General features: G+C 70.0%; 20 protein-coding genes and 1 pseudogene. 17 read left to right on the top strand and 4 right to left on the bottom strand.

Annotated elements, in window-relative coordinates; translation table 11 throughout:
- Window positions 1–15: 15 nt before the first annotated feature.
- The 12 genes from BLQ73_RS00105 to BLQ73_RS00050 all read left to right on the top strand — a co-directional run bounded on the left by BLQ73_RS00105 (window position 16) and on the right by BLQ73_RS00050 (window position 10,552).
- Window positions 16–972 carry a hypothetical protein gene (locus BLQ73_RS00105; RefSeq protein WP_218125555.1) on the top strand — a complete coding sequence of 319 codons (957 nt, stop codon included), beginning with the start codon at window positions 16–18 and terminating at the stop codon, window positions 970–972.
- On the top strand, window positions 969–1,505 hold the full coding sequence (locus BLQ73_RS00100; protein ID WP_093166956.1) for a hypothetical protein: 537 nt from the start codon (window positions 969–971) through the stop codon (window positions 1,503–1,505). The genes BLQ73_RS00105 and BLQ73_RS00100 overlap by 4 nt, the downstream gene beginning before the upstream one ends.
- Window positions 1,495–2,514 (top strand): ABC transporter ATP-binding protein, encoded by a 1,020-nt coding sequence (locus BLQ73_RS00095; RefSeq protein WP_093166953.1) that lies wholly within the window; start codon window positions 1,495–1,497, stop codon window positions 2,512–2,514. Before BLQ73_RS00100 ends, BLQ73_RS00095 begins: the two co-directional genes overlap by 11 nt.
- Window positions 2,507–3,289: an ABC transporter permease gene (locus BLQ73_RS00090; RefSeq protein WP_093166951.1), complete on the top strand. Its 783-nt coding sequence runs from the start codon at window positions 2,507–2,509 to the stop codon at window positions 3,287–3,289. The genes BLQ73_RS00095 and BLQ73_RS00090 overlap by 8 nt, the downstream gene beginning before the upstream one ends.
- A gap of 45 nt (window positions 3,290–3,334) precedes the next feature.
- Complete coding sequence (locus BLQ73_RS00085) at window positions 3,335–4,012, top strand: HAD family hydrolase (RefSeq protein WP_218125554.1); 678 nt, start codon at window positions 3,335–3,337, stop codon at window positions 4,010–4,012.
- An 80-nt stretch (window positions 4,013–4,092) separates the two neighbouring features.
- Complete coding sequence (locus BLQ73_RS00080; RefSeq protein ID WP_093166949.1) at window positions 4,093–5,418, top strand: B12-binding domain-containing radical SAM protein; 1,326 nt, start codon at window positions 4,093–4,095, stop codon at window positions 5,416–5,418.
- Window positions 5,415–6,542 (top strand): aminotransferase class I/II-fold pyridoxal phosphate-dependent enzyme, encoded by a 1,128-nt coding sequence (locus BLQ73_RS00075; RefSeq protein ID WP_093166947.1) that lies wholly within the window; start codon window positions 5,415–5,417, stop codon window positions 6,540–6,542. Before BLQ73_RS00080 ends, BLQ73_RS00075 begins: the two co-directional genes overlap by 4 nt.
- Window positions 6,539–7,255, top strand: coding sequence for a P-loop NTPase family protein (locus tag BLQ73_RS00070; protein ID WP_093166944.1), 717 nt, complete (start codon window positions 6,539–6,541; stop codon window positions 7,253–7,255). Before BLQ73_RS00075 ends, BLQ73_RS00070 begins: the two co-directional genes overlap by 4 nt.
- Window positions 7,252–8,409 (top strand): acyl-CoA dehydrogenase family protein, encoded by a 1,158-nt coding sequence (locus BLQ73_RS00065; RefSeq protein WP_093166942.1) that lies wholly within the window; start codon window positions 7,252–7,254, stop codon window positions 8,407–8,409. Before BLQ73_RS00070 ends, BLQ73_RS00065 begins: the two co-directional genes overlap by 4 nt.
- Window positions 8,410–8,445: 36 nt before the next feature.
- Window positions 8,446–8,886, top strand: a complete 441-nt coding sequence (locus BLQ73_RS00060; protein ID WP_093166939.1) for a type II toxin-antitoxin system RatA family toxin — start codon at window positions 8,446–8,448, stop codon at window positions 8,884–8,886.
- Window positions 8,883–9,899, top strand: a complete 1,017-nt coding sequence (locus BLQ73_RS00055; RefSeq protein ID WP_093166937.1) for an NAD-dependent epimerase/dehydratase family protein — start codon at window positions 8,883–8,885, stop codon at window positions 9,897–9,899. The genes BLQ73_RS00060 and BLQ73_RS00055 overlap by 4 nt, the downstream gene beginning before the upstream one ends.
- The gene (locus tag BLQ73_RS00050; protein ID WP_218125553.1) at window positions 9,896–10,552 is read left to right on the top strand and encodes a flavin reductase family protein; all 657 of its coding nucleotides are present in this window, start codon (window positions 9,896–9,898) and stop codon (window positions 10,550–10,552) included. The genes BLQ73_RS00055 and BLQ73_RS00050 overlap by 4 nt, the downstream gene beginning before the upstream one ends.
- Window positions 10,553–10,649: 97 nt before the next feature.
- Here the strand turns inward: BLQ73_RS00050 and BLQ73_RS00045 are convergent, their stop codons facing one another.
- Complete coding sequence (locus BLQ73_RS00045; RefSeq protein ID WP_093166933.1) at window positions 10,650–11,195, bottom strand: GrpB family protein; 546 nt, start codon at window positions 11,193–11,195, stop codon at window positions 10,650–10,652.
- Between the two features lie 391 nt (window positions 11,196–11,586).
- Here BLQ73_RS00045 and BLQ73_RS00040 point away from each other — a divergent pair, with 391 nt between their 5' ends.
- The 5 genes and pseudogenes from BLQ73_RS00040 to BLQ73_RS00020 all read left to right on the top strand — a co-directional run bounded on the left by BLQ73_RS00040 (window position 11,587) and on the right by BLQ73_RS00020 (window position 17,470).
- Window positions 11,587–13,116 (top strand): hypothetical protein, encoded by a 1,530-nt coding sequence (locus tag BLQ73_RS00040; protein WP_143020047.1) that lies wholly within the window; start codon window positions 11,587–11,589, stop codon window positions 13,114–13,116.
- A 58-nt stretch (window positions 13,117–13,174) separates the two neighbouring features.
- Complete coding sequence (locus tag BLQ73_RS00035) at window positions 13,175–14,386, top strand: cysteine desulfurase-like protein (protein ID WP_093166929.1); 1,212 nt, start codon at window positions 13,175–13,177, stop codon at window positions 14,384–14,386.
- Between the two features lie 24 nt (window positions 14,387–14,410).
- Window positions 14,411–15,451 carry a guanitoxin biosynthesis L-enduracididine beta-hydroxylase GntD gene (gntD, locus tag BLQ73_RS00030; RefSeq protein ID WP_218125552.1) on the top strand — a complete coding sequence of 347 codons (1,041 nt, stop codon included), beginning with the start codon at window positions 14,411–14,413 and terminating at the stop codon, window positions 15,449–15,451.
- A 48-nt stretch (window positions 15,452–15,499) separates the two neighbouring features.
- Window positions 15,500–16,762 carry an IS701 family transposase gene (locus tag BLQ73_RS00025; RefSeq protein ID WP_420819983.1) on the top strand — a complete coding sequence of 421 codons (1,263 nt, stop codon included), beginning with the start codon at window positions 15,500–15,502 and terminating at the stop codon, window positions 16,760–16,762.
- A pseudogene (locus tag BLQ73_RS00020) lies at window positions 16,699–17,470 on the top strand (transposase). Before BLQ73_RS00025 ends, BLQ73_RS00020 begins: the two are co-directional and overlap by 64 nt.
- Before the next feature lie 186 nt (window positions 17,471–17,656).
- Here BLQ73_RS00020 and BLQ73_RS00015 read toward each other — a convergent pair.
- The 3 genes from BLQ73_RS00015 to BLQ73_RS00005 all read right to left on the bottom strand — a co-directional run.
- Window positions 17,657–18,034, bottom strand: coding sequence for a hypothetical protein (locus BLQ73_RS00015; RefSeq protein ID WP_093166927.1), 378 nt, complete (start codon window positions 18,032–18,034; stop codon window positions 17,657–17,659).
- Between the two features lie 188 nt (window positions 18,035–18,222).
- Window positions 18,223–23,952 (bottom strand): DNRLRE domain-containing protein, encoded by a 5,730-nt coding sequence (locus tag BLQ73_RS00010; protein ID WP_143020046.1) that lies wholly within the window; start codon window positions 23,950–23,952, stop codon window positions 18,223–18,225.
- A 69-nt stretch (window positions 23,953–24,021) separates the two neighbouring features.
- Window positions 24,022–24,309: transposase (locus BLQ73_RS00005; RefSeq protein WP_176955188.1), on the bottom strand; the 288-nt coding region annotated here is incomplete at its 5' end.

Genomic DNA, 24,309 nt, shown 5'->3' with positions numbered 1-24,309 from the left:
ATGGACCAACGCGGTTTGAAAATCGACGCCGTGCTCGGAGAAACCGATCAGGGGCTCGGCAGTCCGGTGCTCGCCGTGGCCTCGGGGTCGGTGCTGGCCGGTTTCGGCAACCATCGCAGCGACCTCGACCTGCTGGTCCTGGTGGACAACGACAGGCTCACCAGGTTCCCCGTGCAGTCGCACGAGCACGGCACGCTGATCGATGTGAACGTGCGCCAGGCCGCCAAGGTGCGCGGGCACGCCGCCTGGCTGCGCGACGGTGCCTGGCCGTCGGCCGAGTCGGTCACCCAGGACGCCTGGAACCATCGCCGCCGCACTCTGAAGACGACGACGCGGCTGGCGCTGGGCCTGCCGTTGGCCGCCGCCGAGCCGTGGGACTCCTGGCAGGCCGGCTTGGGGGAGCCCTGGCTGGCGCGGGTCGTGGAGCAGTGGTGGACCGTGGAGGCGCACCGCCTGGCCCGCGCCGTACGGCTGCTGCGCCGGGACCGGCCCATGGTCGCCGCGACGCGGGGCCGCGAAGCGGTCGTGGCGGCGCTGAACGCCCGAGCCGCGGCCGGCGGACAGCTCTACTTCACCGAGAAGTGGGTCGGGGAGAAGCTCAGGGTCCTCGGTGACGAGGCCGGCCTCGCCGTACTCCGCGAGGTGCTCGCGCCGCCGCTGCGGCCGGACGACCGGGTGGCGCGCTGCCTGCGGCTGGTCGACGAACTGGTCCCCGTGGAGAGGCCGCTGCACTCGGTCCTGCGCTGGGCCACCGGTGTGGGAACGGCGACGTTGGACGACCGTACGGTCGTGGACCGGTGGCAGCTCCGCGCGCTGGAGGTGCGGCGCACCGACCTGCCGGAGAGCGGCGCCGAAGACGTCCTGTGGTCCGGGCCTCCAGACGTCGATCCCCCCGAGGACATCCACCGGCTGTTCGTGCACGACATGCTGTGGCTCGGCGTCGCGGAGCCGGATGCGGAGGTGACCGGATGACGGCGGCACCCGCGCACGAGCCTCTGCCGGACCTGCGCCGCCTGATGGCGTTCCGGGCGCACGGCGCGGTGCGCCTGCTGCTGAAGTGCCGCGCCGCGCTGGAGGACATCGAGGGCGCGGTCTCGGCCGGGCAGCCCGAGGTCGCGGTTCTCATGGCCTACGACCTGGTGCAGCTCTCCCTGTCCGTGCGGGGGCTGCGCACCGTGGGCGAGCTGTCCTGCGCCGCCGAGCAGCCGACTTTCGACCCCTTCGCCGGGGTGCCGGCGATGGAGGTGGAGGACGGGCTGCGGCTCGCCGCCGCCGGCGCGGAGGCCGTCGGGTCGGCCGACGGCGGCGCCGCGTGGCTCGACCGGCTCCGCGACCACCTGGCCGCCACGGAGAGGCGGCTCGGCTACTCCGCGCCGCTGCCCGAGGTCCGCACCGGCAAAGGCCTGATGAAGGGGTTCAAACTGGCCCGCGACTGGTCGTCGCACATGCGGCGGCTGGGGCTCCCGGACGTGATGCCGAGCCGCTGGACACAACGTGACGACTGAGCCCGGTCCCGGTCGGGGGTCGGACGCGGGACAAGGCGCGAGGCAGGACGGGGAACCGGACCCGTACGGCGGCGTGCCCGCCCTGGCGCTGGACGGCGTCACCAAGCGGTACGGCGCGGTGACCGCGCTCAGAGAGGTGGACCTGCGGATCGAGCCGGGCGAGATCGTGGGGCTGCTCGGGCACAACGGAGCGGGCAAGACCACGCTCATGTCCATCGTGGCGGGGCTGCTCCGCCCCGACGCCGGCAGCGTCCGCGTCATGGGCGTGAACCCGGTGACGGCCCCGCACGCCGCACGCCGCCTGCTCGGCCTGGCCCCGCAGGAACTCGGCGTCTACCCGCCCCTGACCGTCCACCAGAACCTGCTGTTCTTCGCCGAACTCGCCGGCCTGCGCGGCAGGACGGCCGGCCGCCGCATCGAGGAGATCGCCGAGCCCCTCGGCCTGACGGCTCTGCTCGGCCGCCGGGTGGCGCACCTGTCGGGCGGCGAGCAGCGCCGCGTGCACACCGGCATGGCGCTCCTGCACCGGCCGCCGCTGCTGCTGCTGGACGAGCCCACCGCCGGCGTGGACGTGCAGACCCGTCAACAACTGCTGGAACTGGTCCGCGACATGGCCGCCAAGGGCACCGCGGTCTGCTACTCCACCCACTACCTGCCGGAGGTGGAGGCCCTCGACGGGTCGGTCGCCATCGTGAGCGGCGGGCGGATGGTCGCGCGGGGCCCCCTCAAGAAACTGGTGCGCCAGTACGGCGACAGCGCGGTCGAGCTCACCTTCGCCGGTCCGCCGCCCGACATCCCCCTGCCCTGGCCCTCGTCGACGGACGGCCGGGTGCTGCGGGTGGCGGTGGAGCAGCCGCATCTGGCCGCGCCGAGGGTGCTGGAGACGCTGGGCGGTTCGGCGGGGGAACTCGTCAACCTGCGCATCGTCCATCCGAGCCTGGAGAGCGTCTTCCTGCGGGTCACGGGACGACGGTACGACGCGGACGCCGAGGGGGACGCCGATGCGTGAGGGTACGGCGGGCCGGATCGCCGCGCTGATCCGGCACGACCTGCGGCTGCAGATGCGCGACCCGGCTCCGCTGCTGGTGCGTACCGTCATGCCGCTGCTGCTCATGGGATTCATGCAGCCGCTGTTCCGCACCGCCTTGCAGGCCGAGAACGTCGAAGGGGCCACCGGCGCGGAGCAGGCTGTGCCGGGCATGGCGGTGATGTTCACCTTCTTCCTGGTGAACCTCGTGGGCTTCGGGGTGTTCCGGGAGCACGGGTGGAAGACGTGGGACCGGCTCCGGGCGGGCCTCGCCCGGCCCGGCGAGATCGTGGCCGGCCGCGTCGCCGTCCCGCTGGGCGTGGCGATGCTGCAACTGGCGGTCGTCTTCGCGGCCGGAGGCTGGCTGTACAACCTGCGGGTGCGCGGCTCGTGGCCCGCGCTCGTCGTGGTCGGCGCGGCGCTCGCGCTGTGCGTGGTGCTGTTCGGCATGGCCCTGGTCGCGCTCTGCCGTACCGTCGCGCAGCTCGCGGTGTTCGCCAACCTCGCGGCGCTGCTGTTCGCCGGGCTGGGAGGAGCGCTGACGCCGCTGTCGATGCTGCCGGACTGGGCGAGCCCGCTCGCCCCGGCGGTGCCGACCTACTGGGCGATGCGCGGCTTCACCACCGTGGTCCTGGACGGCGGCGGCCTGGCGGCGGTGCTGACGCCCGTGGCCGTCCTGCTCGCCTTCTCCCTGGGCTTCGCCGTACTGACCTTGGCGTTCTTCAGGCTCGAACATCGCAAGATCTCGTGGTCGTGATGGCGGGGAGGGGAGGAGACGGTGGATGGATTCGTAGGTGCGCCGGTGAGCGCTGACACCGCGGGAGCGGCCACGCTGGTGGTGTTCGACTGCTTCGGAACACTCGTCACCGAGCGGCGGCCCATGCCGGAGCCGCCGGAGTTCACCAGATGGGTCGTGGACACCCTGGCGGTCGACCCCCGCCTGGCCGGAGAGGTCGTGGAGAGCGTGTTCACCACGCTCTACGAGGCGGTCCTCGACAAGTCGGCACTTCAGCCGGCGACGCTCGGCCTGGTGGACAAGGCGCTGCGCGAACGCGGCGTGGCGCGCCCGCAGGAGGACCTCCACCGGGCCCTGTGGTTCGCGCTCGGCTGCGCCGACGGCGACCGGTACGAGCTGTGCGGGCCGGCGGCCCAGGCCGCGACCCGGGTGGCCGGCGCCGGCCGGACGGTCCGGCTCATGTCCAACTGCTATCTGCCGGGGACGCTCATGAGGCGGCTCCTGCGGGGCCTCGGCGCGCCCGAGGTGTTCGACCGCGAGCTCTTCACCGCGGACGGCGGGCCGAAGAAACCCGACGCGCGGGCCTTCGAACTGATCGGCTCCGGTCCCTTCCAGCGCAGGATCATGGTCGGGGACTCCCCGGACAACGACATCGCCCCGGCGCGTCGCCTCGGCTGGGACACCGTCCAGGTCGATCCGCGCCGTCCCGACTTCTCCGAGCTCTACGCCTTGCTAGGGATGTGAGGGCCCGTGGACGTCCCCCTCCGCATCACCCGTTCCGCCTCTCCCGCCGCGCCGTTTCCCAGGATTCCAAGGAGCCTCGGATGAAAGTGCTGGTCGTCTGGCCGCCACACGTGCCCAGCTACTTCAACGCCGGTCACCACACCCCCCTCTACATGACGGCCGGATACCTGCGCGCGCAGCCGTACGTGGAACGGGTCGACGTGCGGGACGCCGGCGTGCTGAATACGCACTGGAAGGCGATCGGCGACCTGCTGTACCAAGGCCGCTACGACGTGATCGCGATGATGAACGACTTCGACGCCGTCGATGGCTTCGAACGGTTCACGGCCTACGCCCGGGAGCTGTCGCCGGACAGCCGACTGATCACCTTCGGCCGTCTCAGCAGCATGAACCCCGGTTTCTTCCAACGCTACGGACTGGACGCGATCGTGCAGTCCGGCGACTACGAACCGGGCGTCGCGCACTACCTGGCGTCGCTGGCCGCCGGCACGCCGCACACCGCGCTGCCCGGCGTCGCCGTACGGCACGGCGAACGCTGGGTGCCGCCCGCGCGCGAGGGCGACGCCCTGCCCAGCGCCGAGTGGGTGCTCCCGGACGTGCGGGAGATCCCGTACGAGCACTACGACCGCCTGTACGCCCGGGACGAGGACAAGTTCTGCGGCATCCCCTTCCGCAGGGAACTCGTGGTGCCGGCGGCCCGAGGCTGCCCCGTCGGCTGCGAGTTCTGCGAGGTCCACGAGATCTTCGGGCTGCGCGAGCGCCGGCTGTCCGTCGACGCCACCGTGGCGTACATCGAGGAGAGCACGCGGGCGCTGCCGTTCGAGTACGTGGCCTTCTACGCGCCCACCTTCACGCTCGACAAGCGATGGGTCCGGGAGCTGTGCAACCGCTTCCTGGCCGGTCCGGTCTCACCGCGCTGGAAGTGCGCCACGACGGTCCACCACCTCGACGCCGACCTGGTCGAGCTGATGGGCGCGGCGGGCTGCGTGCGCATCTCGGTCGGCCTGGAGACCCTCGAACCGGACGGCCACGGGGCGCTGCCCCGGACCAAGCGCATCCACGAGGAGCGGTTCCGTGACCTTGCCGAGCAGTGCGCCAAGGCCGGCATCGAACTCAACGCCTTCGTCATCGTCGGGCTGCCCGGCACCGGAGCGGAAGGCGCCCGGCGCACCCGCACCCTGGTCGGCGAGGTCGGCGCCCGCTTCCGGCCGACGATGTACACGCGGCTGCACGACATGAAACCCACGATGACGCCGCTGGAGGTCAGCCGCTACAACCGCCACCTGATCGCCGAACCCGGCGGGGCGGACGACGACGGGCTCTATGAGTTCCTCTTCGGCAGGGAGACCCGGGTCACGTCCGTATACGAGCGCATCCCGTCGGTCGCCGACCGGAGCGCGGAATGACGGCGCACCCGGTCCTGCCGGCCTCCACCCCCGCGGCGGACACGCCGTTCGCCACCCGGCGGGAGGTGTGGGGGCTGCCGTGGGAGCCGCGGCGGCAGCGCGCGGGCGTGCTCAACCTCAAAAGCTGCGAGCTGCGCCACCCCGCCGCCGAGGAACTCGTCCTCGCGGCGGCGCGCCGGCTGACAGCGGCCGACCTGCTCCACTACCCCTACCAGCAGGCGCTGCGGGCGGACCTCGCCGACTACCACGGCGCCGACCCCGACCGCATCCTGCTCACCGCGGGGTCCGACTCGGCGGTCGGCCTGATCGTCGACGCCCTGGCGTCCGAAGGCCGAGGACTGATCCTGCACGAGCCGGCGTTCGAGAGCTGGCGCTACTACGCGGCGCTCCGGGGCGTGCCCGTCTCGGGCTGCCCCGGCCTCGACCCCGACCTCACCGGCGTGGACCTGGACGCCCTCCACTCCCGGATGGCGGCCCACCCGCCGGCGGTCGTGGTGGTGACCAACCCGGCCAGCCCGGCCGGGCTGGCCGTGCCGCCGGAGCAGATCCTGGAGACGGCCGACCACGCGCGGCGCGGCGGCCACCTCCTCGTGGTCGACGAGTGCTACGGCGCCTTCACCGGCATCACCCACGTCCCGCTGGTCGCCTCGTCGCCGCACCTGCTGGTCGTCCGCTCCTACTCGAAGACCTTCGGGCTCGCCGGGGCGCGCATCGCGTCCGTCTTCGCCTCGCCCGCCCTCGTGTCGTACCTGTCCCGCTTCCGCCCGGACAGCACGGTCTCGTCCGTCGCGCTCGCGCTGCTGCGCGCCGTCTTGGCCGACCGGGACCGCTTCACCGAAGTCTGGAACGACGTCCGCGCGATCCGCTCCGCCTTCGTGGCGCAGGTCCTCGCCGGACATCCCCGGTGGCGCGCGCTCGACCCCGGCGGCAACTTCGTGACCTTCACGACGGGTGACCGCCGCGCCCCCGGGCTGGTCGCCCGCCACCTCGACCGGCGCGGCGTCCGCATCCGCTCCCTGGACGGCGTCGCGGGCCTTGAGGGCTGCCTACGCGTGTCCCTGGCGGACGCCGCCACGATGCGCGAGGTCGCCGCGCTGATGAACGAGCCGGCGGCCCTGTCATGAGCGGGCGGCGCGCTGCGGACGTACGGCCGCCGCGCCGGATCGCCGTCCTGGGCAGCCCCGGCAGCGGCAAGTCCACCTTCTGCCACACCCTCGCGGCGCTGACGGGTCTGCCCCTGATCCACCTCGACGACGTCTACTGGGGGCCTCAGTGGCGCAGGACGCCCGACGCGGAGTGGGCCAACGTGGTGGAGCGGCTCGCCGCCGCGCCGCACTGGATCATCGACGGCAACTTCGCGGGCACCGTACGGCAGCGCGTCGAGCGAGCCGACGTCGTCGTGCTGTTCGACCGGCATCCGTGGCTGTGCGCCGCCGCGCTGGTGCGGCGCTCCCTGCGGCTGCGCCGGGACGCCCTCCTCGGACGTGCGCCCCGGGAGTATGTGCCGAGGGGGCTCGCCGGCCACGACCCGCCAGTGCGCAGCCTCACCGCCCTCCTGCGCAAGGCCGCCGGCTTCCGCGGCCGTGAACTCCGCACCATGGGCGCCCTGCTGGCGGGGGCGTCCGTCCCCGTCCTGCGCTGCCGCAGCCGCCGCGACCAGACCAGGGTGCTGCGGCTGCTGTCCGCGGAGGCGCCCGCCGTATCCGCCGACCCCTTCCCGCCGGGCCCCGGAGTCGTCTGCGCGTGCGCCCGGCGGCGCGAGCGCGCCGGGGCGCGGAGCCGAACGGCGCCGCATGCCGGGAGCCGCCGTCCCGCCGCCCAGGAGAGAAACGTATGACGCGAGAAACACCCGCAGAGCACGAACAGGCGCACCACCACAGGGAACTGCTCGACTCCGGCTGGCGCACCCCGTGGACACCCGCGCCGCCGGAACGGGGAACCCGCGGCGCCGACCGCATCCGGCAGGTCGCCGCCTCCGGCTTCGCCGAACTGGCCATCCCGCGGGAGTTCGGCGGGGCCGGGGCCGGTCTGGTGGAGGTGGCGTCGGCGCAGCGCGCCCTCGCCGCGCGCGACCCGTCCGTCGCGATCGCGGTGAACATGCACTCCTTCACCGTGGGGCTGATGGCCGACTACTGGCGCCGGCACCGGGACACGAGCTGGATGCTCCTGGAGGGGATCGCGGGGTCGCACGCCCTGGTCGCGTCGGCCTTCGCCGAGCCGGGCGGCAGCCCCAACTTCATGAGCAGCCGCTCCTCGGCGATCGAGACGGACAAGGGCTACCGGGTGTCCGGCACGAAATACCCCTGCTCCCTGGCCTCCACCGCCACACTGGTGTGCCTGACCGCGCGGGTCGACGCCACCGACGAGACCATCCTCGCCCTGTGCCCCGCCGCCTCGCCCGGGCTCACCGTGGAGGGCGACTGGCCGTCGCTGGGCATGGCCGCCTCCGACACGGCCAAGCTGGTGCTCCGCGACGTGGAGCTCGACGACCGCCTGGTCTTCCACCGGGGCCCGGCCGACGTCATCGACGACACCGTGGTCTCCGGGATGGTGTGGTTCGCGGTGCTGCTGAGCGCCACCTACCACGGCGTCCTGAGCTCCTTGCTGGACCTGGCCTACCAGCAGGTGGCCAAGTCCGGGCAGTACGGCGTGCGGGTGGCGCTGCTGGGCCGGGCCACCAGGGAGCTGCTGACGCTCGGCGGCGCGTGCCGCCAACTCGGCCGCGACTTCGAGGAGGGCCTCGTGGCGGGGCGCGCGGCTCTCGCAACCGCGGTCGGGCTGCGCGCCACGCTCAGCGAGGTGCGGGACCGCGTCGTGTCGGCCGTCACCCCGGTGGTGGGCAGCCGCCTCTACACCCGCGACCACCCGGCCGCCGGCCTCCTGGTCGACAGCCTGGCCGCGCACCACCACCCGCCGAGCCTGCTCGTCTGCGACCAGGTGGTCGGAGACCACTGCGCCGGACGGGAGATCAGCTTCGATCCCGTGCCCTGAGACCTGAGATGAGTCCCTGACGAAAGAGAGTCGGCAATGCCCTATGTCGAGGTGAAACTGCGGATCGCGGCCCCGGTCGAAGAGGCGTGGCGGGCCGTGACCCGCTTGGAGGACTACGCGGACTACATGGACAACGTCGAGTCCGTGACCGTACGCGGCGAGTCGGGGGGCAAACGCGTCAGCGAGTGGTCCGTGCTGCTCAAAGGCTCGGTGCTGGAGTGGGTCGAGGAGGACGAGCTCGACGAGACGACACGCACGATGCGGTTCGACCAGATCGCCGGGGACCTGGACCAGTTCTGCGGCTACTGGCGGGTGGACCCGCTGGAGGACGGAGCATCCCTCGTCACCTTCAGCGTGGACTTCGAGATCGGCATTCCACTGCTGGCCGACATGCTCAACCCGGTCGCCACCAAGGCGCTGCGGGAGAACTCCGAGCAGATGCTCCGCGCGATCGAGAAGCGGCTCGTGGTCTCGTGAAACCGCCGGCACGCGTCCTCGTCACCGGGGCCACCGGAGCCGTCGGGGGAGCCGTCCTGCGCACACTGGCGGTCGCCGGGCACGACGCGTACGGCGTGAGCAGCCGGGGCGGCTCCTCGCCCCGGCAGCTCGCCTGGCGGATCGGCGCGGAGGAACCGCCCGCCGAGCTGCGCGGCCCGTGGGACGCGCTCGTCCACTGCGCCGCCGACACCCGCTGGAACCTCACGGCCGAACAGGCCGACGAGGCGAACGTGGCCCCCCTGCGCGCCCTGCTCGCGTGGGTGGGCGAGGAGACGCACGTCATCCACATGTCGTCGTCCTACGCCGTCGGCCTCACCGGCAGCGTCGAGCCCACGTCGCCCCGGGCATACCGCAACACCTACGAATGGTCCAAGGCGGTGGCGGAGCGGCTGCTCACCGCCGGACGCTCCTCGGCGGACGTCGTGCGCTTCCCGATAGTGGTGGGCACGCGGTCCGACGGCTTCCTCGACCGCTACAGCGGCTTCTTCTGGCTGCCCTCCTCCATGTGCACGGGGGCCATCCCCGCGCTGGTCGCCGAGGAGAAGGCATATCTCGACATCGTCAGCACCGACGACGTCGCCGGGCACGTCGCCGCACTGGTCGCCGGCGGCCGGCCGCCGGCGCCGAGGCTGTCGGTGCTGGGCGGCGGCCAGACCGCCCTCCACGTCCGGGACCTGTTCGACGTCGTGCTGAGCGCCCTCAACGACTGGCGCGCGGAGGCCGGGGTGCCGGCGCTGGAGCAGCTTCCCTATCTGACGCCCGAGCAGTGGAACAGGTTCTATCTGCCGTTCGCGCGGGAGCACCTGGACCGCGCCCAGTTGCTCCGCGTCACCGCCTTCCAGGCATACCAGGGCTACCTGTCGGTCACCGAACCGTTCGAGGTCACCCACGACGTGGAGGACGTCACCTCGACCGTCTACCGGTCGGTCAGGCGCTGGGCGGAACTCCACTCCACGACGGCCCGCCGCGTCCCCCGGCCCTGGCGGCCGTGAGTCTCCCGGGGGAGGCCGTACGGCGGACGCCGCACGCGGGCCGTGCGCAGGAGGACCCTGGGCGTCCGGGCCGTGGGCAGGAGGAGCCCGGGCGTCTGGATCGTGCGCAGGTCGACCCTGGGCGTCTGGATCGTGCGCAGGTCGACCTGCGGGACGCGTTCCGTGCGGCCATGGCCCGCGTGTGCACGCCCGTCTGCGTCGCCACCACCCTCGACCGGGGACGCCCGCACGGCACCACCGTCAGCGCCTTCACGTCGCTGTCGATGAGCCCGCCGATGGTCCTCATGGCGCTCGACCGTGGCTCCGACCTGCTGGCGCTCATCCGGCGGACGGGCCGCCTCGGCCTCAACATACTGGCCGGCGGGCAGTCCGACCTGGCCCTGTGCTTCGCGCGCAAGGGCGCGGACAAGTTCGCCGACGCCGAGTGGTCCGCCGAGTCGGGGGCGGCGCGCCTCGCCGGGGCCGCGGCCTGGGTGGGCTGCGCCGTCTCGGACCTGATCGACGGAGGGGACCACGTCATCGTCCTCGGAACGGTGCTCCGCGCGGAGGCCGCCGACGCCGCGCCGCTCACCTACCACGCCCGCACCTTCGGGACCCACTGCCCGAACGCCGACTGCCTGAACGCCGCCTGCGCCTGCTCGCGCGGCGTGTGAGAGGCGGGGGCCGGCGTTTCGCGCGTCCCAGAGAGGCCGCCCGGGCAACGGACCGGGAACGGGCCCGGAACGGGGATGGAACGGGGCTGCCCGCCGGTCAGGAGTCGCCGGGGCCGGGCGCCCAACCGGTGTCCTGAGCCCAGGCGTCGGCGCGCCGGATGAGGTCCCAGATGCAGGTCTCCTTGGCCTCGCCGTACGCCTTGCGGTCGTCCGCGAACACGGCGGCGGCGCGGCGCTTGACCGCCGCGTATTCGGCCGCGGCGGCGGGGTGGCCCCTGAGGTAGTCGCGGAACAGCAAAGAGAACTGCTGGGAGAAGCTGCCCTCCCGCCGCACGTGTATATGCGTCCTGCGCCGCCCGGGCGCTTCGCGGAAATAGCGCTTGGTGCGGTCGGGATTGGTGTCGCGGTAGACGAATCCCAGGCCCTCAAGCGGCGCGGTGAACGCGGCCGGCGGGTCGAAGGAGCCCACCGAGATCTGCACGTCGATCACGGGCTTGGCGGCCAGGCCCGGCACCGAGGTCGACCCGATGTGGTCGATGCGCACCGCGACGTCGCCGAGCGCCCGGCGCAATCCGGCGCCCAGGTCGGCGAACATCACCGGCCACGCCGGGTCGTAGTCCACGATGACCACTCGGTCTCCCATGGCTCCGATTCTTCCGCAGCCGGCGCGTCCCCCCGCGCCCGGCACGCCCAGAGGCGCCGCCCCGGCGGCGGGCGCGTATTCCCGCGACCGTCGCCCAGACGGTGGAACCGGAAAGAAAAACGGCGTGGAATCCACCGCTTCGACCCCGCCGGGCCGGCCGAACCCGGCAGATGTTCCGCCGCCGCGCCCACCGGAATTCCCGATCTCCGGCGGCAGCGTAACGCGGGTTTCGCCGAGCCGAATATCGGAATGGTTGAACGTGCTCCTGAAGCTGTTCCGTGCGATGAAACGGCATATGGACAGTGCCTGTGCGCCGAAATACGGTCGGCCAGCGTTCACATCGGCCTCGTGATTCCTCTCAGACTTTCTTTCGGAGAAAGGGACAGGTGTGATGTCCGGTTCCAGCGTGGTCGGCGGCGTCCCGCCCGCCCGGCCTCCCTCCGGCGCGGAGCCGTCCCGCCCGGAGCCGCCCCGAACGGGGCTGCCCGGCACGGAGCTGTCCGGCACGGAGCTGTCCGGCACGGAGCCGTCCCGCCCGGAGTTACCCGGCACGGAGCTGTCCGGCCGTGTGAACGCGTTGATCCGCGAGCGCTTCGCGGGCCGCCGCTGCGTGGTCCTCAGCACCGCCGCGTCCCACATCGCCCCCGTGGTCGAGGCCCTCGTCGAGGCGGGCGCCGCGGGGGTGCTGGCCGGTGTCGCCGACCACGCGACGGGTGAGCGGTTCGGCCCCGGGGTGACCGTGCACCACATACCGGTGACCGCGACCAGCAGGGACGGGCTGGCGGCGGCCTTCACCCGGGCGCTCGCCGAGCCGCCGCCCGGCCTGGTCGCGGCACTGGACCGGTTCGACCCGGAGCGGCGGGCACTCGTGCTCGACACGCGGGACCTGCCCGGCGACCGGCTCGCGGGCCGGCAGCGGTACGGCCACAGGCGCCCGGAGTGGGCCGCGTTCGAAGACAAGACCCTGGTCGACCGCGTGTGGCGGGCGGCCGGCATCCCCTCCTCGCCGTCGTCGGTGCTGCCGCCCCGCCCGGAGGCGCTGCTGCCCGAGGCCGCCAGGCTCGACGCCGGCCACGGAACGGTGTGGGCGGCCGACACCCGCAGCGGCATCCACACGGCGGCCGAGGGCACGCGGTGGATCCGCGGTGAGGCCGAGGGGCGCCGGGCGCTGCCGTTCTTCGCCGGCCGCTGCTCCCTGGTCAGGGTCATGCCGTTCGTCGAGGGGCTGCCATGCTCGGTGCACGGCCTGGTGCTGCCCCGCGGGATCGCCGTGCTCCGACCACTCGAACTGATCGTGCTCCGCGACCAGGAGCACCGTTTCATCTTCGCGGGCACCTCCACCTACTGGGACTGCCCGCCCGATGCCGCCCACCGCATCCGGGAGGCCGCCCGGGCGGTGGGCGCCGCGCTGCGCTCCCTGTGCGACTACCGCGGCGGGTTCACCGTCGACGGCGTGCTGTCGGCGGACGGTTTCGCGCCCACGGAGGTCAACGCCCGCCTGGGCTCGGGGCTCAACCTGGACGCCACCCGGCCGGATCTGCGGCTGGACCTGCTCAACCGGCTGCTACGCGAGGGCGACGCCGCCTTGCTGTGCCCGGAGCAGGTGGAGGCCGAGATGCTCGCCGCCCTGGAGTCCGTGCGCGCCGCCAACGTGAAGATCCCGCTCCCGAGCCGGCCCGCCACGTACGGCGCCGCCAGCCTCGCCTGGCACGCCGGCCGGTGGCGGCCGGCCGCCGGCGACGAGCCGCCGGCGGCCGTCCTGTCCACCGAACGCTCCTCCGTCGGCGACATCATGCGCCTGCGCCCGATCTCGCCGGCGCTGCGAGGCGCTCCCATGTCCGCCGCGGCGGTCGCCGCCTTCCGGCTCGGCCAGGAGGTGCTGCGGGCTCCGGTGCCGCGCCTCACGGCGCCGCGCTGGTGATCCACCGACGGTGTCCGCCCCGCGGTCCGTTCACCTCAAGCCTCCACGGGAGCCAGCCATGCACACTCGGCCAGACGCCGGAGCCGCCTCCGCCCGCGCCGCGGGCCCGCTCGCGACCTCGCTGCGCGGACGTTTCCCGGGGCTGCGCGACTCCTGGGCCAGGCTGGACGGCGCCGCCGGGTCTCAGGCGCTCGACAGCGTCATCGGCGCCGTCGCCGACTATCTGGCGGGCGGCGTGAACGCCAACACCGAGGGGCTGTTCGCGGCGAGCGTCGCGACGGACGCCCTCATCGCCAGGACCCGCGGGCTGCTCGGCACGTTCCTCGGAGCCGACCCGGCCGGTTTCGTGTTCGGCGCCAACATGACCTCGCTGGCCGCCGCGTTCGCGCGTTCCCTGGCCCGCACCCTGAAGCCCGGCGACGAGATCGTCTGCACGCGGCTCGACCACGACGCGAACGTGGCCCCCTGGCTCGCGGTCGCCCGGGACACGGGGGCCCGGGTCGTCTTCGCGGACTTCGACCCCGTGTCGGGGCGCCTTCCGGTCGGCAACGTCGCCGCCCTGCTGAACGACCGCACCCGCCTGGTGGCCTTCACGGGCGCCTCCAACGCCCTCGGCACGATCCCCGACGTCGCCGCGATCAGCGCCGCGGCGCGCGCCGCGGGCGCGCTGGCGCTGCTGGACGCCGTCCACCTGGTGCCGCACAGCCCGGTCGACATCGCTGCGTGGGGGTGCGACGTGGTGTTCACCTCGGCCCACAAATGGTACGGACCACACCTCGGCATCCTGTGGGCGAGACCCGAGCTGCTCGCGGAGCTGGACCCCTACCAGGTGCGGCCGGCGTCCGACGAGGTCCCCCACCGCTGGCAGACCGGGACGCTGCCGCTGGAATCCGTCGCCGGCGTCGCGGCGGCGGCCCAGTTCCTGCTGGACGCCGGGATGGGGGAGCTGGCCGAGCGGGAGCGGGCCGTCTTCGCGCCCCTGCTCTCCGGACTGACCGCGATGCCTCACGTCACCGTGTACGGACCGTCCGGCCTCGCGGACCGCACCCCGACCGTCGCGTTCACCGTGGCGGGCCGACACCCCGACGAGGTCGCCCGGGCACTGGCCGACCGGCGGATCGCGGTGTGGAGCGGAAGCTTCTACGCGCACGAGGCCATGGCGGTGCTGGGCCTCGACCGCGCCGGCGGTGCCGTACGGGCCGGCGTCTCCTGCTACACGGAGCCCGACGACGTCGAACGACTGCTGATCGCGGTCTCCGACCTGCGCTGACCCGACACGGAGAGGTGGCCACAGATGCTGACGACGCTGCGCGTTTCGCCGGAGGAAAGGCAAGCGATAGCCCGTCTGCTGACCGACGTTCAGAGGACCTACGCCGCGGCCGACCAGCCGGCGTTCCTCGGCGACGCCGGGCTGATCGCCCACGACCTGCCGCACCGGCTGAGAACGGCCCTGCACACCTTCCGCACCCCGCAGAGCGCCGCCCGGCCGCCCCGGCGGTCCGGAGCCGCCGCGCTGCTGATCGCCGGCAACGAGATCGACGAGCACGGCATCGGCCCCACCCCCGCCCACTGGCGCGGCAAGAGCCGTACGGAGGCGCTGCGCCGTACGGAGTTCCTGCTGGTGCTCTACAGCTCGCTGCTGGGCGACGTCTACGGATGGGCCACCCAGCAGGACGGCGACCTGGTGCACGACATCCTGCCCATCGCCGGGCAGGAGGACGCGCAGCTCGGGTCCGGCAGCAGCACCCCGCTGATGTGGCACACCGAAGAGGCGTTCCACCCGCACCGCGCCGACTACGTCGGACTGCTGTGCCTGCGCAACCCCGACCGGGTGGGCACCACAGTCGGCACCGTCGATCTAACGGCGCTGGCCGCGGAGGACGTCGAGCGCGCGTTCGAGCCGCGCTTCTACATCCGCCCCGACACCTCCCACCTTCCGGAGTACAACTCCTCCTCCGACCTGGAGCGCACGCGGTCGTTCGACCGCATCCGGCGCATGGACGCCGACCCGGACCCGATCCCCATCCTCTTCGGCGACCGGTCGGACCCCTTCCTCCGCATCGACCCCGCCTACATGTACACGGCGCCCGGCGACGACAAGGCCGAGGGCACACTGCACCGCGTGATGGCCTGCATCGAGAAAAGCCTGGTCGACGTACGGCTGGAGCCCGGCATGTGCTGCTTCATCGACAACTACCGCGCGGTCCACGGCCGAGCCCGCTTCCGGGCGCGCTACGACGGGACCGACCGCTGGCTGAAGCGCGTGAGCATCACCCGCGACCTCCGCCGCTCCGCCGGCGAACGCATGGGCCCCGGATCGCGCCTGATGGCCTAGTGCTACAGCCAGGCTTCGTGATCTATAGTGTGAGGCGTGGCCGATAGTGTGACCTCTGACGATTTGCAGGCGTGGGCGGCAGGGCTGGACGCGCTGTTCGCGCGGGTGGCGGGCCGGTTCGGGCGGGTGGAGCCGCGCAGGCAGGCGCGGGCGTATGTGACGGGACTGCTGGCCCCGGTGGAGCGGAAGAACGGCTGGCAGCTGGCGGAGGCGGCCGGGGACTCCGCGCCGGACCGGATGCAGCGGCTGCTGAACAGCGCCCGCTGGGACGCCCGCCAGGTACGGGCCGACCTGCGGGCCTATGTGGTGGACAACCTCGGCCACCGCGACTCGGTGCTGATCGTGGACGAGACCGGGTTCCTGAAGAAGGGCACCGGATCGGCCGGGGTGCAGCGCCAGTACTCCGGCACGGCGGGCCGGACGGAGAACTGCCAGCTCGGGGTGTTCCTCGCCTACGCCTCCCCGCTCGGGCGGGCGCTGATCGACGCCGAGCTGTACCTGCCGAAGTCGTGGCTGGGGGACCGGCCCCGCTGCCGCAAGGCCGGCGTCCCCGACGAGGCGGGGTTCGCGACCAAGCCGGAGCTCGCGCGGCAGATGCTGGCGCGGGCCCTGGAGGCGGGGCCGCCGGTCGGGTGGGTGACGGCGGACGAGGCGTACGGCATGGACTCCAAGTTCCGGGCTTTTCTGGAGCAGCGCGGGGTGGGCTATGTGGTGGCCGTGCCGAAAAGCCAGGTCGTGGCCGCCGGGGCGGGGTGCGGGGGTTCCCGGGCCGACACCCTGGTGGCCGGCGCCCCGCCCGAGGCGTGGAAGCGCCTGTCCTGCGGAGACGGCGCCAAGGGGCCCAGGCTGTACGACTGGGCGCTGGCCACCGTGCACGCCGGGGCCGAGCCCGGCTGCCGGCGGTGGCTGCTGGCCCGCCGCAGCCTCGCCCCGAACGGGAGGGGCGAGCTTGAGATCGCCTACTACCTGTGCCACGGGCCGGCGGGCACGACCGTCGAGGAGCTGGTCCGCGTGGCGGGGGCCCGCTGGGCGATCGAGGAGTGCTTCGCCTCGGCCAAGAACGAGACCGGGCTGGACCACTACCAGGTCCGGCGGTTCGACGCCTGGCACCGCCACATCACCCTGGCGATGCTCGCCCACGCCTACCTGGCCGTCACCGCGGCGCACGCCCCAAAAGCGCAAGAGGCCTGGTCCGCCTCACACTCGCGGAGACCCCCTCTGTGTCAGGCTCAAGCGGGACGCTTCGAGTGCTTTTCTACCGTGCCGCCGTCGATTTGTCTTCCCGAACCCTTAACCACGTCGCCGGTCTGATCCGCCGGCACCGCAAGGCCGTCGGAACCGTCCGGCGCCGCCTCAATCCGGGGCGGCAGGCGCCGCTTGTGCTGGTCCACCTGCGCAAAGGAGAGACGTTCCGCGAGCTCGGGGGCGGTTTCGGGATCTCACTCACGACCGCGTGGCGGTACGTGCAGGAGGCGGTGGCGCTGCTGTCCGCGCGGTCCCCGGAACTCGGGCAGGCGTTGAGAAGGGCGGAGAGGGACGGGCTGCTCTACCTGGTCCTGGACGGGACGCTCATCCGGACGGACCGGGTGAGGGCCGATCGGCCGTACTTCTCCGGTGAAGCACCGCGCGCATGGGATGAACGTGCAGGTCGTAGCTTCGCCGGAAGGGGCTGTCCTGTGGACGTCGGGGGCGCTGCCCGGCAGTGTCCACGACCTGGTCGCCGCCCGGGCGTGGGGCATCCTCCGCCGTCTGGAGCAGGCGGGGATGACGGTGCTTGCGGACAAGGCCTACCAGGGAGCGGGAGGGCCCGTCGTCACGCCTTACAAGGGGAAGGGCAAGCTCGAGTCCCAGAAGCGGGCCAACCGGTCGCACGCACGCCTGCGCGGCCCGGGGGAACGCGCGAACGCGCAGCTCAAGTGCTGGCGTATCCTCCGCAGGCTCCGCTGCAGCCCGAGCAAGGCCGGACACATGTGCAAGGCGATCGCAGTTCTACAGCACTACGAGGTCGCCCGAGGATGAAAAGGGTTCACTCTAGCGGGGGACCTGTCCGGAACCTTCGAGGCACCTCAATGCGCCATGTCGAGGGCAGGCTCATCCGTGAGCACCGGTCGAACGACCCTGCCATCGGCTACAACCGGACATGTAAGCGAATCGTCCAAAAACTCACGCATGTCGCTGCTCGTAGCCACACGGACCTGCGTCCTGTCAGGTCAGACCACCCACCAAAGCCACGGTGTGCCGACGATCACCTCGACATTCCCAGACCGCGTCTTTGCTGTTGTGGACTGCCACATGAAGCCCGAAGCGGTGCTGGGGGCATTCAGGCCACACTATCCAAAGAACCTCCATCAGACAGTCTTGCAATCCCTCGGCGACCGAACTCAAAGCCTCAACTTCATTGCCGGCCGACAGCGGAGTGCCGCCACTCCAAAACCTGCCGTCCTCCAGCCCGACAAACATGTCACCGCGCGGACCGGCTCTGACGATGCAGAACTCATGCTTCGCCCGCACATCGGGATCGAGATCCCGTATGGCCACCGAAAGAGCGACCTCAAGACCCTGCTTCACGTCATCACCATCCATGACATCTCCTCCCTGCGCCATGCCGAACGGCCGCAGAATCCGGTTCGTATTACGTCAGAGTGGGCCGATGTGTACACCGGCCCACCCTTGGCTACGCGTGCGATCGATCAACTAGAGCGGCTGAGCATCGCCTCAAGCACTCAGTGCATTAGACCAGGAATTCGCCTGGGAGTAGGCTCCCTGAGCGGTCAGCTATTTCGAGTGAAGCTTCCATAGCCGAACAGGCGCGCCCTCCTCCCTCCTTGAAGGATCAAGTTACCAGAGAACTCGATGCGGATCCGTGAAAATGGAGACATGTGGCAGGTGAGGAAGTTGAAGATGCCGCACGCGTAGTAACCTCGCGCATGCCTGCCTCCAGGAAGGCCCCACGACCCGTGGAAAGTATATGTCCCGGGCTCGTCGTGGCCGTAGTAAGCGGGCCCGACCACGTGCTTGCCGTTGATGGAAATCGAGTAATAGAGAGAAACGCGATAGGCGGATCTCGCCACGCCCCGCAATTTGACGCCCCAAGCGAGTGAGCACCGGTTTCTGCCGTCGCACCAGCGCTGTGCATGAACACAGCCCGCTGTATTGCATTGGGGGCGGTGGTCGATTATCCACTTCCCATTGAGATCGAACTTGTTAACCGGATCGCCAGCAGCGTAGTCGTATGCGTTGGCGCTGCCTCCGGGGACCGGATCAACCTGAAGGAACCTACCCGTGGCTGGGTTGTACAACCGCACGCCCATCTGAATGAGGCCTGCCATCGCCTCCGCCGACCTCTGGGAACCGCCGAGCCACCCGTAGCGCCGGGCACCGGTCGTATCACCGCTGCGAGGCACGCCATACTCGGTCTGTTCGAAGTAGGCGTTGACGCCGCTGCCCAACCTTTCAGCGGTGGCCACCACATCGTTGTGAGGATTGGTGAGGTGAAGCGTTAGCGTACCGTTGTTCGTGAGAGTGGCGGCGAGCCCCCCGAAAGCGGTGACGTTACGCGTCCAGGTGCCGTTCGCCTCACCGATCCATGCAGGCGAATCACTGCTGCCGACATAGTGATTGGTGATCGTCCCCGAGGCGTGCTGCCCGCTCACCGTGGCCGACGTGGGACGCCCCAGCGGGTCGAGAGTGAAGGTCTTGGTCGTGGACTCCTGAGTGAGGCTCGCCACCATGTCATTGGCGAAGTAGCCGACTCCGAGCTGCGCCCCGGTTGTGTGCGAGCCGGGCACCGTGGTCGTGCGGCCGAAGTTGTCGTACGCATATCCCGCGTCGACGATGCGGTCGGCGGAATCGAAGGCGGACGACCTCGTCACTGGAGTGGTCGTAGTGGAACAGCTTCCGCCGGCGGCACCCGGGTAGGTGATGAGACCGGTGCGATTGGAGTTTACGTCGAAGGCGTACGTCCGAATGGTGCAGGTCCCGGCATGAGTGTCGGCGACCTTCGTCAACCGGCCAGCACCGTCGTAGGTGAATGATTGGCCACCCGTCGGACCGGTTTGCTCAGAGATCCGACCGGTCACGTCATAGCGGATCGTGTAGTCGAGCCAGGTGGTGGTGTTTCGGATGTAGGTCAACTTTGCCTGCTGTCCGACCGAGTCGTAGCGTGTGGAGGCGGTCAGACCTCCGGGGTAGACCTGGGTCGTCAACTGTCCGTTGGCATCGTAGGAGCCGAAGAATACATGGGTGTCGGCCGAGAGGCTGGTCGGCAGACCGCGGCGTTCAGCCCGTCCGTCGGCATCATTGCCGTCATAGCCGTAGCTGGTCGTGCCAACCCCGTCGGAAAGCGAGGCAACTCTGCCTGCTGCATCATAAGTGGTCGTGGCCGTGGTCCCGGTGGCATTCGTCTGGGTCGTCACACGCCCGAGGGCGTCGTGGACTGTGGTGATCGACTGACCGCCCGCCGTCACTCCCGACTGCTGGCCCGTCGCCGGATCGTAGGTGTAGGTCACAGTCGGCAAGGAGGTTCCGCCGGCCGCCACCGGGGATACCGCCACGTCCTTTGTGACCTGGCGTCCGGCTACATCAATGGTGGTGGTGGTGGTGCGCACTGCGGTGCCATTGTCCTCGACAGACTGCGCTGTCTGACCGTAGTAGTCGTAAGTGACCGTTGTGACGGGGAGAGCTTTGCCCGTCGGTTGGGCAGCAGGACCCGTTCGACATAGTTTCCCGGCCCACTGCGGCGTGTTTCCGCAGGCCGCCACACCGTTGGGTCCCACAGAGTAGTAGGAGGACACTGTAGTCCCAGCGTCGGAACCACTTGATGCAGGCATCCGCTGCTCAACCTCGCGGGCAGCGCTGTCGTATCGAGTTCTGCGGACGATGTCTGGGCCGCCCGGCACGATCTCCTTCTCGCTGGTGGCCTGGTAAAGCTCCCAGCCGCTGGGGTCACCCGGCACGATCGCGTCATAGCCGGTCTTCACAGTCTGAGTGTCGGTTGCTCCGGCGGCGGCCGATCCATCCAGAACTATGGGCTTTGTGGTGGTCGTGGTAACGAGTCCCGCGTCTACGCGATCGGCCGGAGCGCCTTCGTCATAGGTATGCTCGGTCAGCAGGCGAGCGGAGAAGACGACGCGTCCGGAGACCAGGGTGATCCGGCGTGCTGGCCCGATCTCTCTGATCACGTTGCCTTTGCTGTTGTAAGTGGTGACCTTGGCGAGCGCATTGGCTCTCTCCGCCGACGAGGCCATGCCGGACACGACGGCGTCGGTGTCGAGGGTCGGCGCAAGCGCCTGAGCCCGATTGCCTGGCGACAGTTCCCACACGGTGTTGCCGGTGTTGTCATAGCGGGTGGTCGAGATCTGCCAGGCACCGGCGCCGTAGGCAGCGGTGTTGACCCCTCTGCCGTTGACGTCTAGATACGTCAGCGAGGCATACGGGTAATCCGCAGCACTTGGCGTATAGATACCCGAACTGTTGCGCGCAGGCACTCGGGATGGGGGGAACACCGCTGCGCCGATGCGCGGCAGACCGGCGCTCTGCGCCCATGTGGATGTTGCGGCACTGGTCAAGTCGATCGGAGCGCCACTGCCTCCGATAGGCAGGTCGTAGGCGACTGCCTCGATGAGTTCGCCCTGCGGGCTGGTGCGACTCACATGGGCGATTCGGCCCGCGCTGTCGTATGCGATAGTCCACGGCACAAGGCCGGGAGGGGCGACCTGAGAGATTCGGCCTTGCCCGTTGTAGTAGTACGTCGTCGTCAGATTCGTGCGCGGATCTGAGACAGCGCGCAAATGACCGGTCGAGTCATAGCGGTATGTCGCCATTACTGTGGTCTTCACAGTGGAGTTAACCGGATCGAATGCGGTATAAGAGACTGAGGCCACCTGGCCTAAGAAGTCGCCCCACCCTGAGCCAACTCCTGTGGCGGTCGTCGCCGATGCATAGGCAACCTGCATGCTCTGGCAACCCGCGGCCGGTGATGGGGAGCAACTTACGCCAGAGGGAACAGGTGCCAAAATTCGCGTGACACGCCCCTGCCCGTCGTGCTGGTAGGTGATTGTATTATTCGCACCCGGCTCATCGATCGAGGTCATGTTCCACACATTCCCGATCAGGCCGAAAACGGTCTTAACCCCGTCTCTGCTGGTGTGTGTGAATTGCGTGGCGCTGTCTCTCACAACAACCGACCCGTCGATGGCCTCGCCGGTTCCCTTGAATGTGCCGTCGGGTTGCACCGTATAGGCTAGTTGAGCGCCATCAGGGCCGGTGAAGAGTACAAACCCGTTAGCCGACTTATCACTGAATTTCATCGCTGAAACATCGGAAGATCCCACCGGAAGGGAATCGGTCCATCCTGGCCCGAAGACTCCCGAGGCTGCCGGGGACAGAGTGGTGTGCCCCCGGCCAACCGACAGCTCAGAGGTGGATGCATCCACAGCGGAAATCGAGTAGTCGCCGGTGAGCAATGACACGCTGCCGGGGCCAAGTCCGTGCGTTGCATAGGAAGCGCCGAACGCGGTGCGTTCAAGAGTGAATCGCACCCCCTTGGAGCATTGCTCGTCCGTCGCGTTGAAACACGCGCGGATCTCGACCGGACCGTCTCCGCGGGTGGAGAGGGTAGTCGCCGAATCCCATGTGAGGTCGGCGAAGTCCTTGCTGGTATCGGAACGTGTCTGCGGCCAACCCGAGATTGCTCCCGGGGTACCGGGTACGGTCACATGCGCGGCGGGAATGTCCGTCCACACACCACCGGCACTTAGATCGGAACGGTATTGATACCGTACGGTGGCGTAGACCGGTTTCGCATGGGAGGCCAACGTGACCGCCGCCTGGGTACGGTCACCCGAGTCGGGCTTCACTACCTCACCCACTCCGACACCGAAGGCGTAGGTGGCATCGGCAGACGAGGTGCCGGAAACGCTGTTCGCCCGCACCGTTAGGGTGTGCCACCCTTCGGCCGGATCAATACTGGCCGTCGCCGGGTCGCCGACCACTGTGGCAGCTTGGGGTACATCATCGATTCGCCAGGTGTATCCAGTCACGTTAGCCGACGGCGAGTCGAAGGTACAGTCGACCGGTGCCGCATGCTTAGCAGTCCAAGCCCCCGCAGGATAGGTCGCGCAGGACACGACCGGCGGCTGCGGGACACTGATGTCGACGCTGAACGTCTGCCAAGCGGAGTAGGGCGAATGTGTCGTGCCGTCAAAGGCCCGTACACGCCAGCTGATCTGCTGGCCGTCCGCCAAGGTCACCGCAGGAATGGTCGCCTTGGCCTCGCCCCCGGAAGCGACATTAGCCACCGTGCCCGTCCAGATCGTCGCTCCTCCCCGTTGCACTTCGAACTCGCCGGTCAACATGTTGCCGTCGTCATCTTTGAGCTGGGCGAGCAGACTCGGAGTAAGTGAGTTGGTACGATCGCCCAGCCCGGGGCTGACCGCCAGCGTCCCCACGGTTGGCGGCACGGTGTAGGTCACCGCCAGCTTCGGGGGAGAGTTGAACTCAACCGTCTCCTCAGACGAGGTGTAAACCCAGTAGCTGGGATTCCCACCCTCAGTGGGAGCTCGAAGCACCAGGCCATGATTGGCGGTACCCGTTGCCCATTTCTGAACGATGGCAGTGACGTCCCAGTTCATGTAGCCCGAGCCGCATGTTCCCGGCGTGTAGCCCTGTGAGCCCTCCCTGGACAACACCGCATCGGTTGTGGTGTTGGTGGGCTGAGTGGCCCAGTCGATCATGTTGGCATCCCACGCGCCGGTCACGCGTCGCACCTGGATGCCATCGCCCACGTTGGTGCCACAGGTAGGGGCGTCGACGTTGCGCAGCGTCAACTTGGCCGCAGCGATCGTGGTTGGCAAGCCAGCGGTGTCAAATTTCAGGTAGGCGCGGGCCCGTTGGTTGCCGATGTCGGTGCCGACTCTCATATAAGGGCCTGTAGGAGCGCTCCCATAGATGCTATCGACTTCGGTATCAGCGTTGATCGGCAGCACAACTGTGGGGTCAACGGTCACTGGGTAGTGTGTGGCCGGATCGGACAGGAAGTCGGCGTCCGGTTTGAGGACCAGCGTCGTTCGATCTCCCTCACCGATGAACTCATGCGCGATCGCCCCAGGCTTCCCACGCTCCCCACGCCGACTGTGGTAACCGGCCTTCCCCGGAGTGGCCGCGCTCCACATGACCGGCTTGCTGCCACGAGCACGGATCTTGCCGGATTTGCCAGTCAAATCAAGGCGCCCCTTGATTCTACCGATCTGTAGACCCTTGGTGCTGATTGGGATCTTGAACTCCACCGGCCCCTGAGGTCTCGAACGCAGAACAATGTCGTACCGCATGCCGATCGAGGATGTGGTCACCACCAGATCGACCCCTGTTCCTCCGGCGTCGGCGAAGGTCGCGACATTGTCTTTGACCACCGGCTTGGGCAGCTCGGTGGACCACGACAGCGCAAGTTCCTCCCCCGGACCGCGCGCCAGTCGGGCGAAGGGTCCACTTCCCCCCGCCGACACTTCGACGTCCGCCGGTCACGTCCAGCGGAGTGGTGTAAGAGCTGATCTCCGCGTGATCCTTCCAGCAGGTTAAGCGGTAAGCGTCTGCGGGAGCGGATACTGAGCGGCCGTGTCGCCGCCGACAACCCGCAGGCGGGCCTTGGCCAGGATGTCCAGCCCCATGTAGCGCCGCCCCTCGATCCACTCGTCGGTCTGCTCGGCCAGAACCGCACCCACCAGACGCACGACCGCAGCACGGTCCGGGAAGATGCCCACCACATCGGTGCGGCGCCTGATCTCCTTGTTCAGCCGCTCCTGAGGATTGTTGGACCAGATCTGCCGCCAGGTCTCACGGGGAAAAGCGGCGAACGCCAACAG

It is taken from the genome of Sinosporangium album (assembly GCF_900100605.1).
GTDB classification, from domain to species: Bacteria; Actinomycetota; Actinomycetes; order Streptosporangiales; family Streptosporangiaceae; genus Sinosporangium; species Sinosporangium album.
Note: the sequence above shows the minus strand (reverse complement) of the source record. Positions and strands in the feature narration are given on the sequence as shown.

What these genes read in the sequence shown, in the direction of transcription:
- BLQ73_RS00100 (WP_093166956.1), top strand. Translation starts at nt 969, where the DNA reads ATGACGGCGGCACCCGCGCACGAGCCTCTGCCGGACCTGCGCCGCCTG.
- BLQ73_RS00090 (WP_093166951.1), top strand. Translation starts at nt 2,507, where the DNA reads ATGCGTGAGGGTACGGCGGGCCGGATCGCCGCGCTGATCCGGCACGAC.
- BLQ73_RS00080 (WP_093166949.1), top strand. Translation starts at nt 4,093, where the DNA reads ATGAAAGTGCTGGTCGTCTGGCCGCCACACGTGCCCAGCTACTTCAAC.
- BLQ73_RS00075 (WP_093166947.1), top strand. Translation starts at nt 5,415, where the DNA reads ATGACGGCGCACCCGGTCCTGCCGGCCTCCACCCCCGCGGCGGACACG.
- BLQ73_RS00070 (WP_093166944.1), top strand. Translation starts at nt 6,539, where the DNA reads ATGAGCGGGCGGCGCGCTGCGGACGTACGGCCGCCGCGCCGGATCGCC.
- BLQ73_RS00065 (WP_093166942.1), top strand. Translation starts at nt 7,252, where the DNA reads ATGACGCGAGAAACACCCGCAGAGCACGAACAGGCGCACCACCACAGG.
- BLQ73_RS00060 (WP_093166939.1), top strand. Translation starts at nt 8,446, where the DNA reads ATGCCCTATGTCGAGGTGAAACTGCGGATCGCGGCCCCGGTCGAAGAG.
- BLQ73_RS00045 (WP_093166933.1), bottom strand. Translation starts at nt 11,195, where the DNA reads ATGGGAGACCGAGTGGTCATCGTGGACTACGACCCGGCGTGGCCGGTG.
- BLQ73_RS00040 (WP_143020047.1), top strand. Translation starts at nt 11,587, where the DNA reads ATGTCCGGTTCCAGCGTGGTCGGCGGCGTCCCGCCCGCCCGGCCTCCC.
- BLQ73_RS00035 (WP_093166929.1), top strand. Translation starts at nt 13,175, where the DNA reads ATGCACACTCGGCCAGACGCCGGAGCCGCCTCCGCCCGCGCCGCGGGC.
- gntD (WP_218125552.1), top strand. Translation starts at nt 14,411, where the DNA reads ATGCTGACGACGCTGCGCGTTTCGCCGGAGGAAAGGCAAGCGATAGCC.
- BLQ73_RS00015 (WP_093166927.1), bottom strand. Translation starts at nt 18,034, where the DNA reads ATGGATGGTGATGACGTGAAGCAGGGTCTTGAGGTCGCTCTTTCGGTG.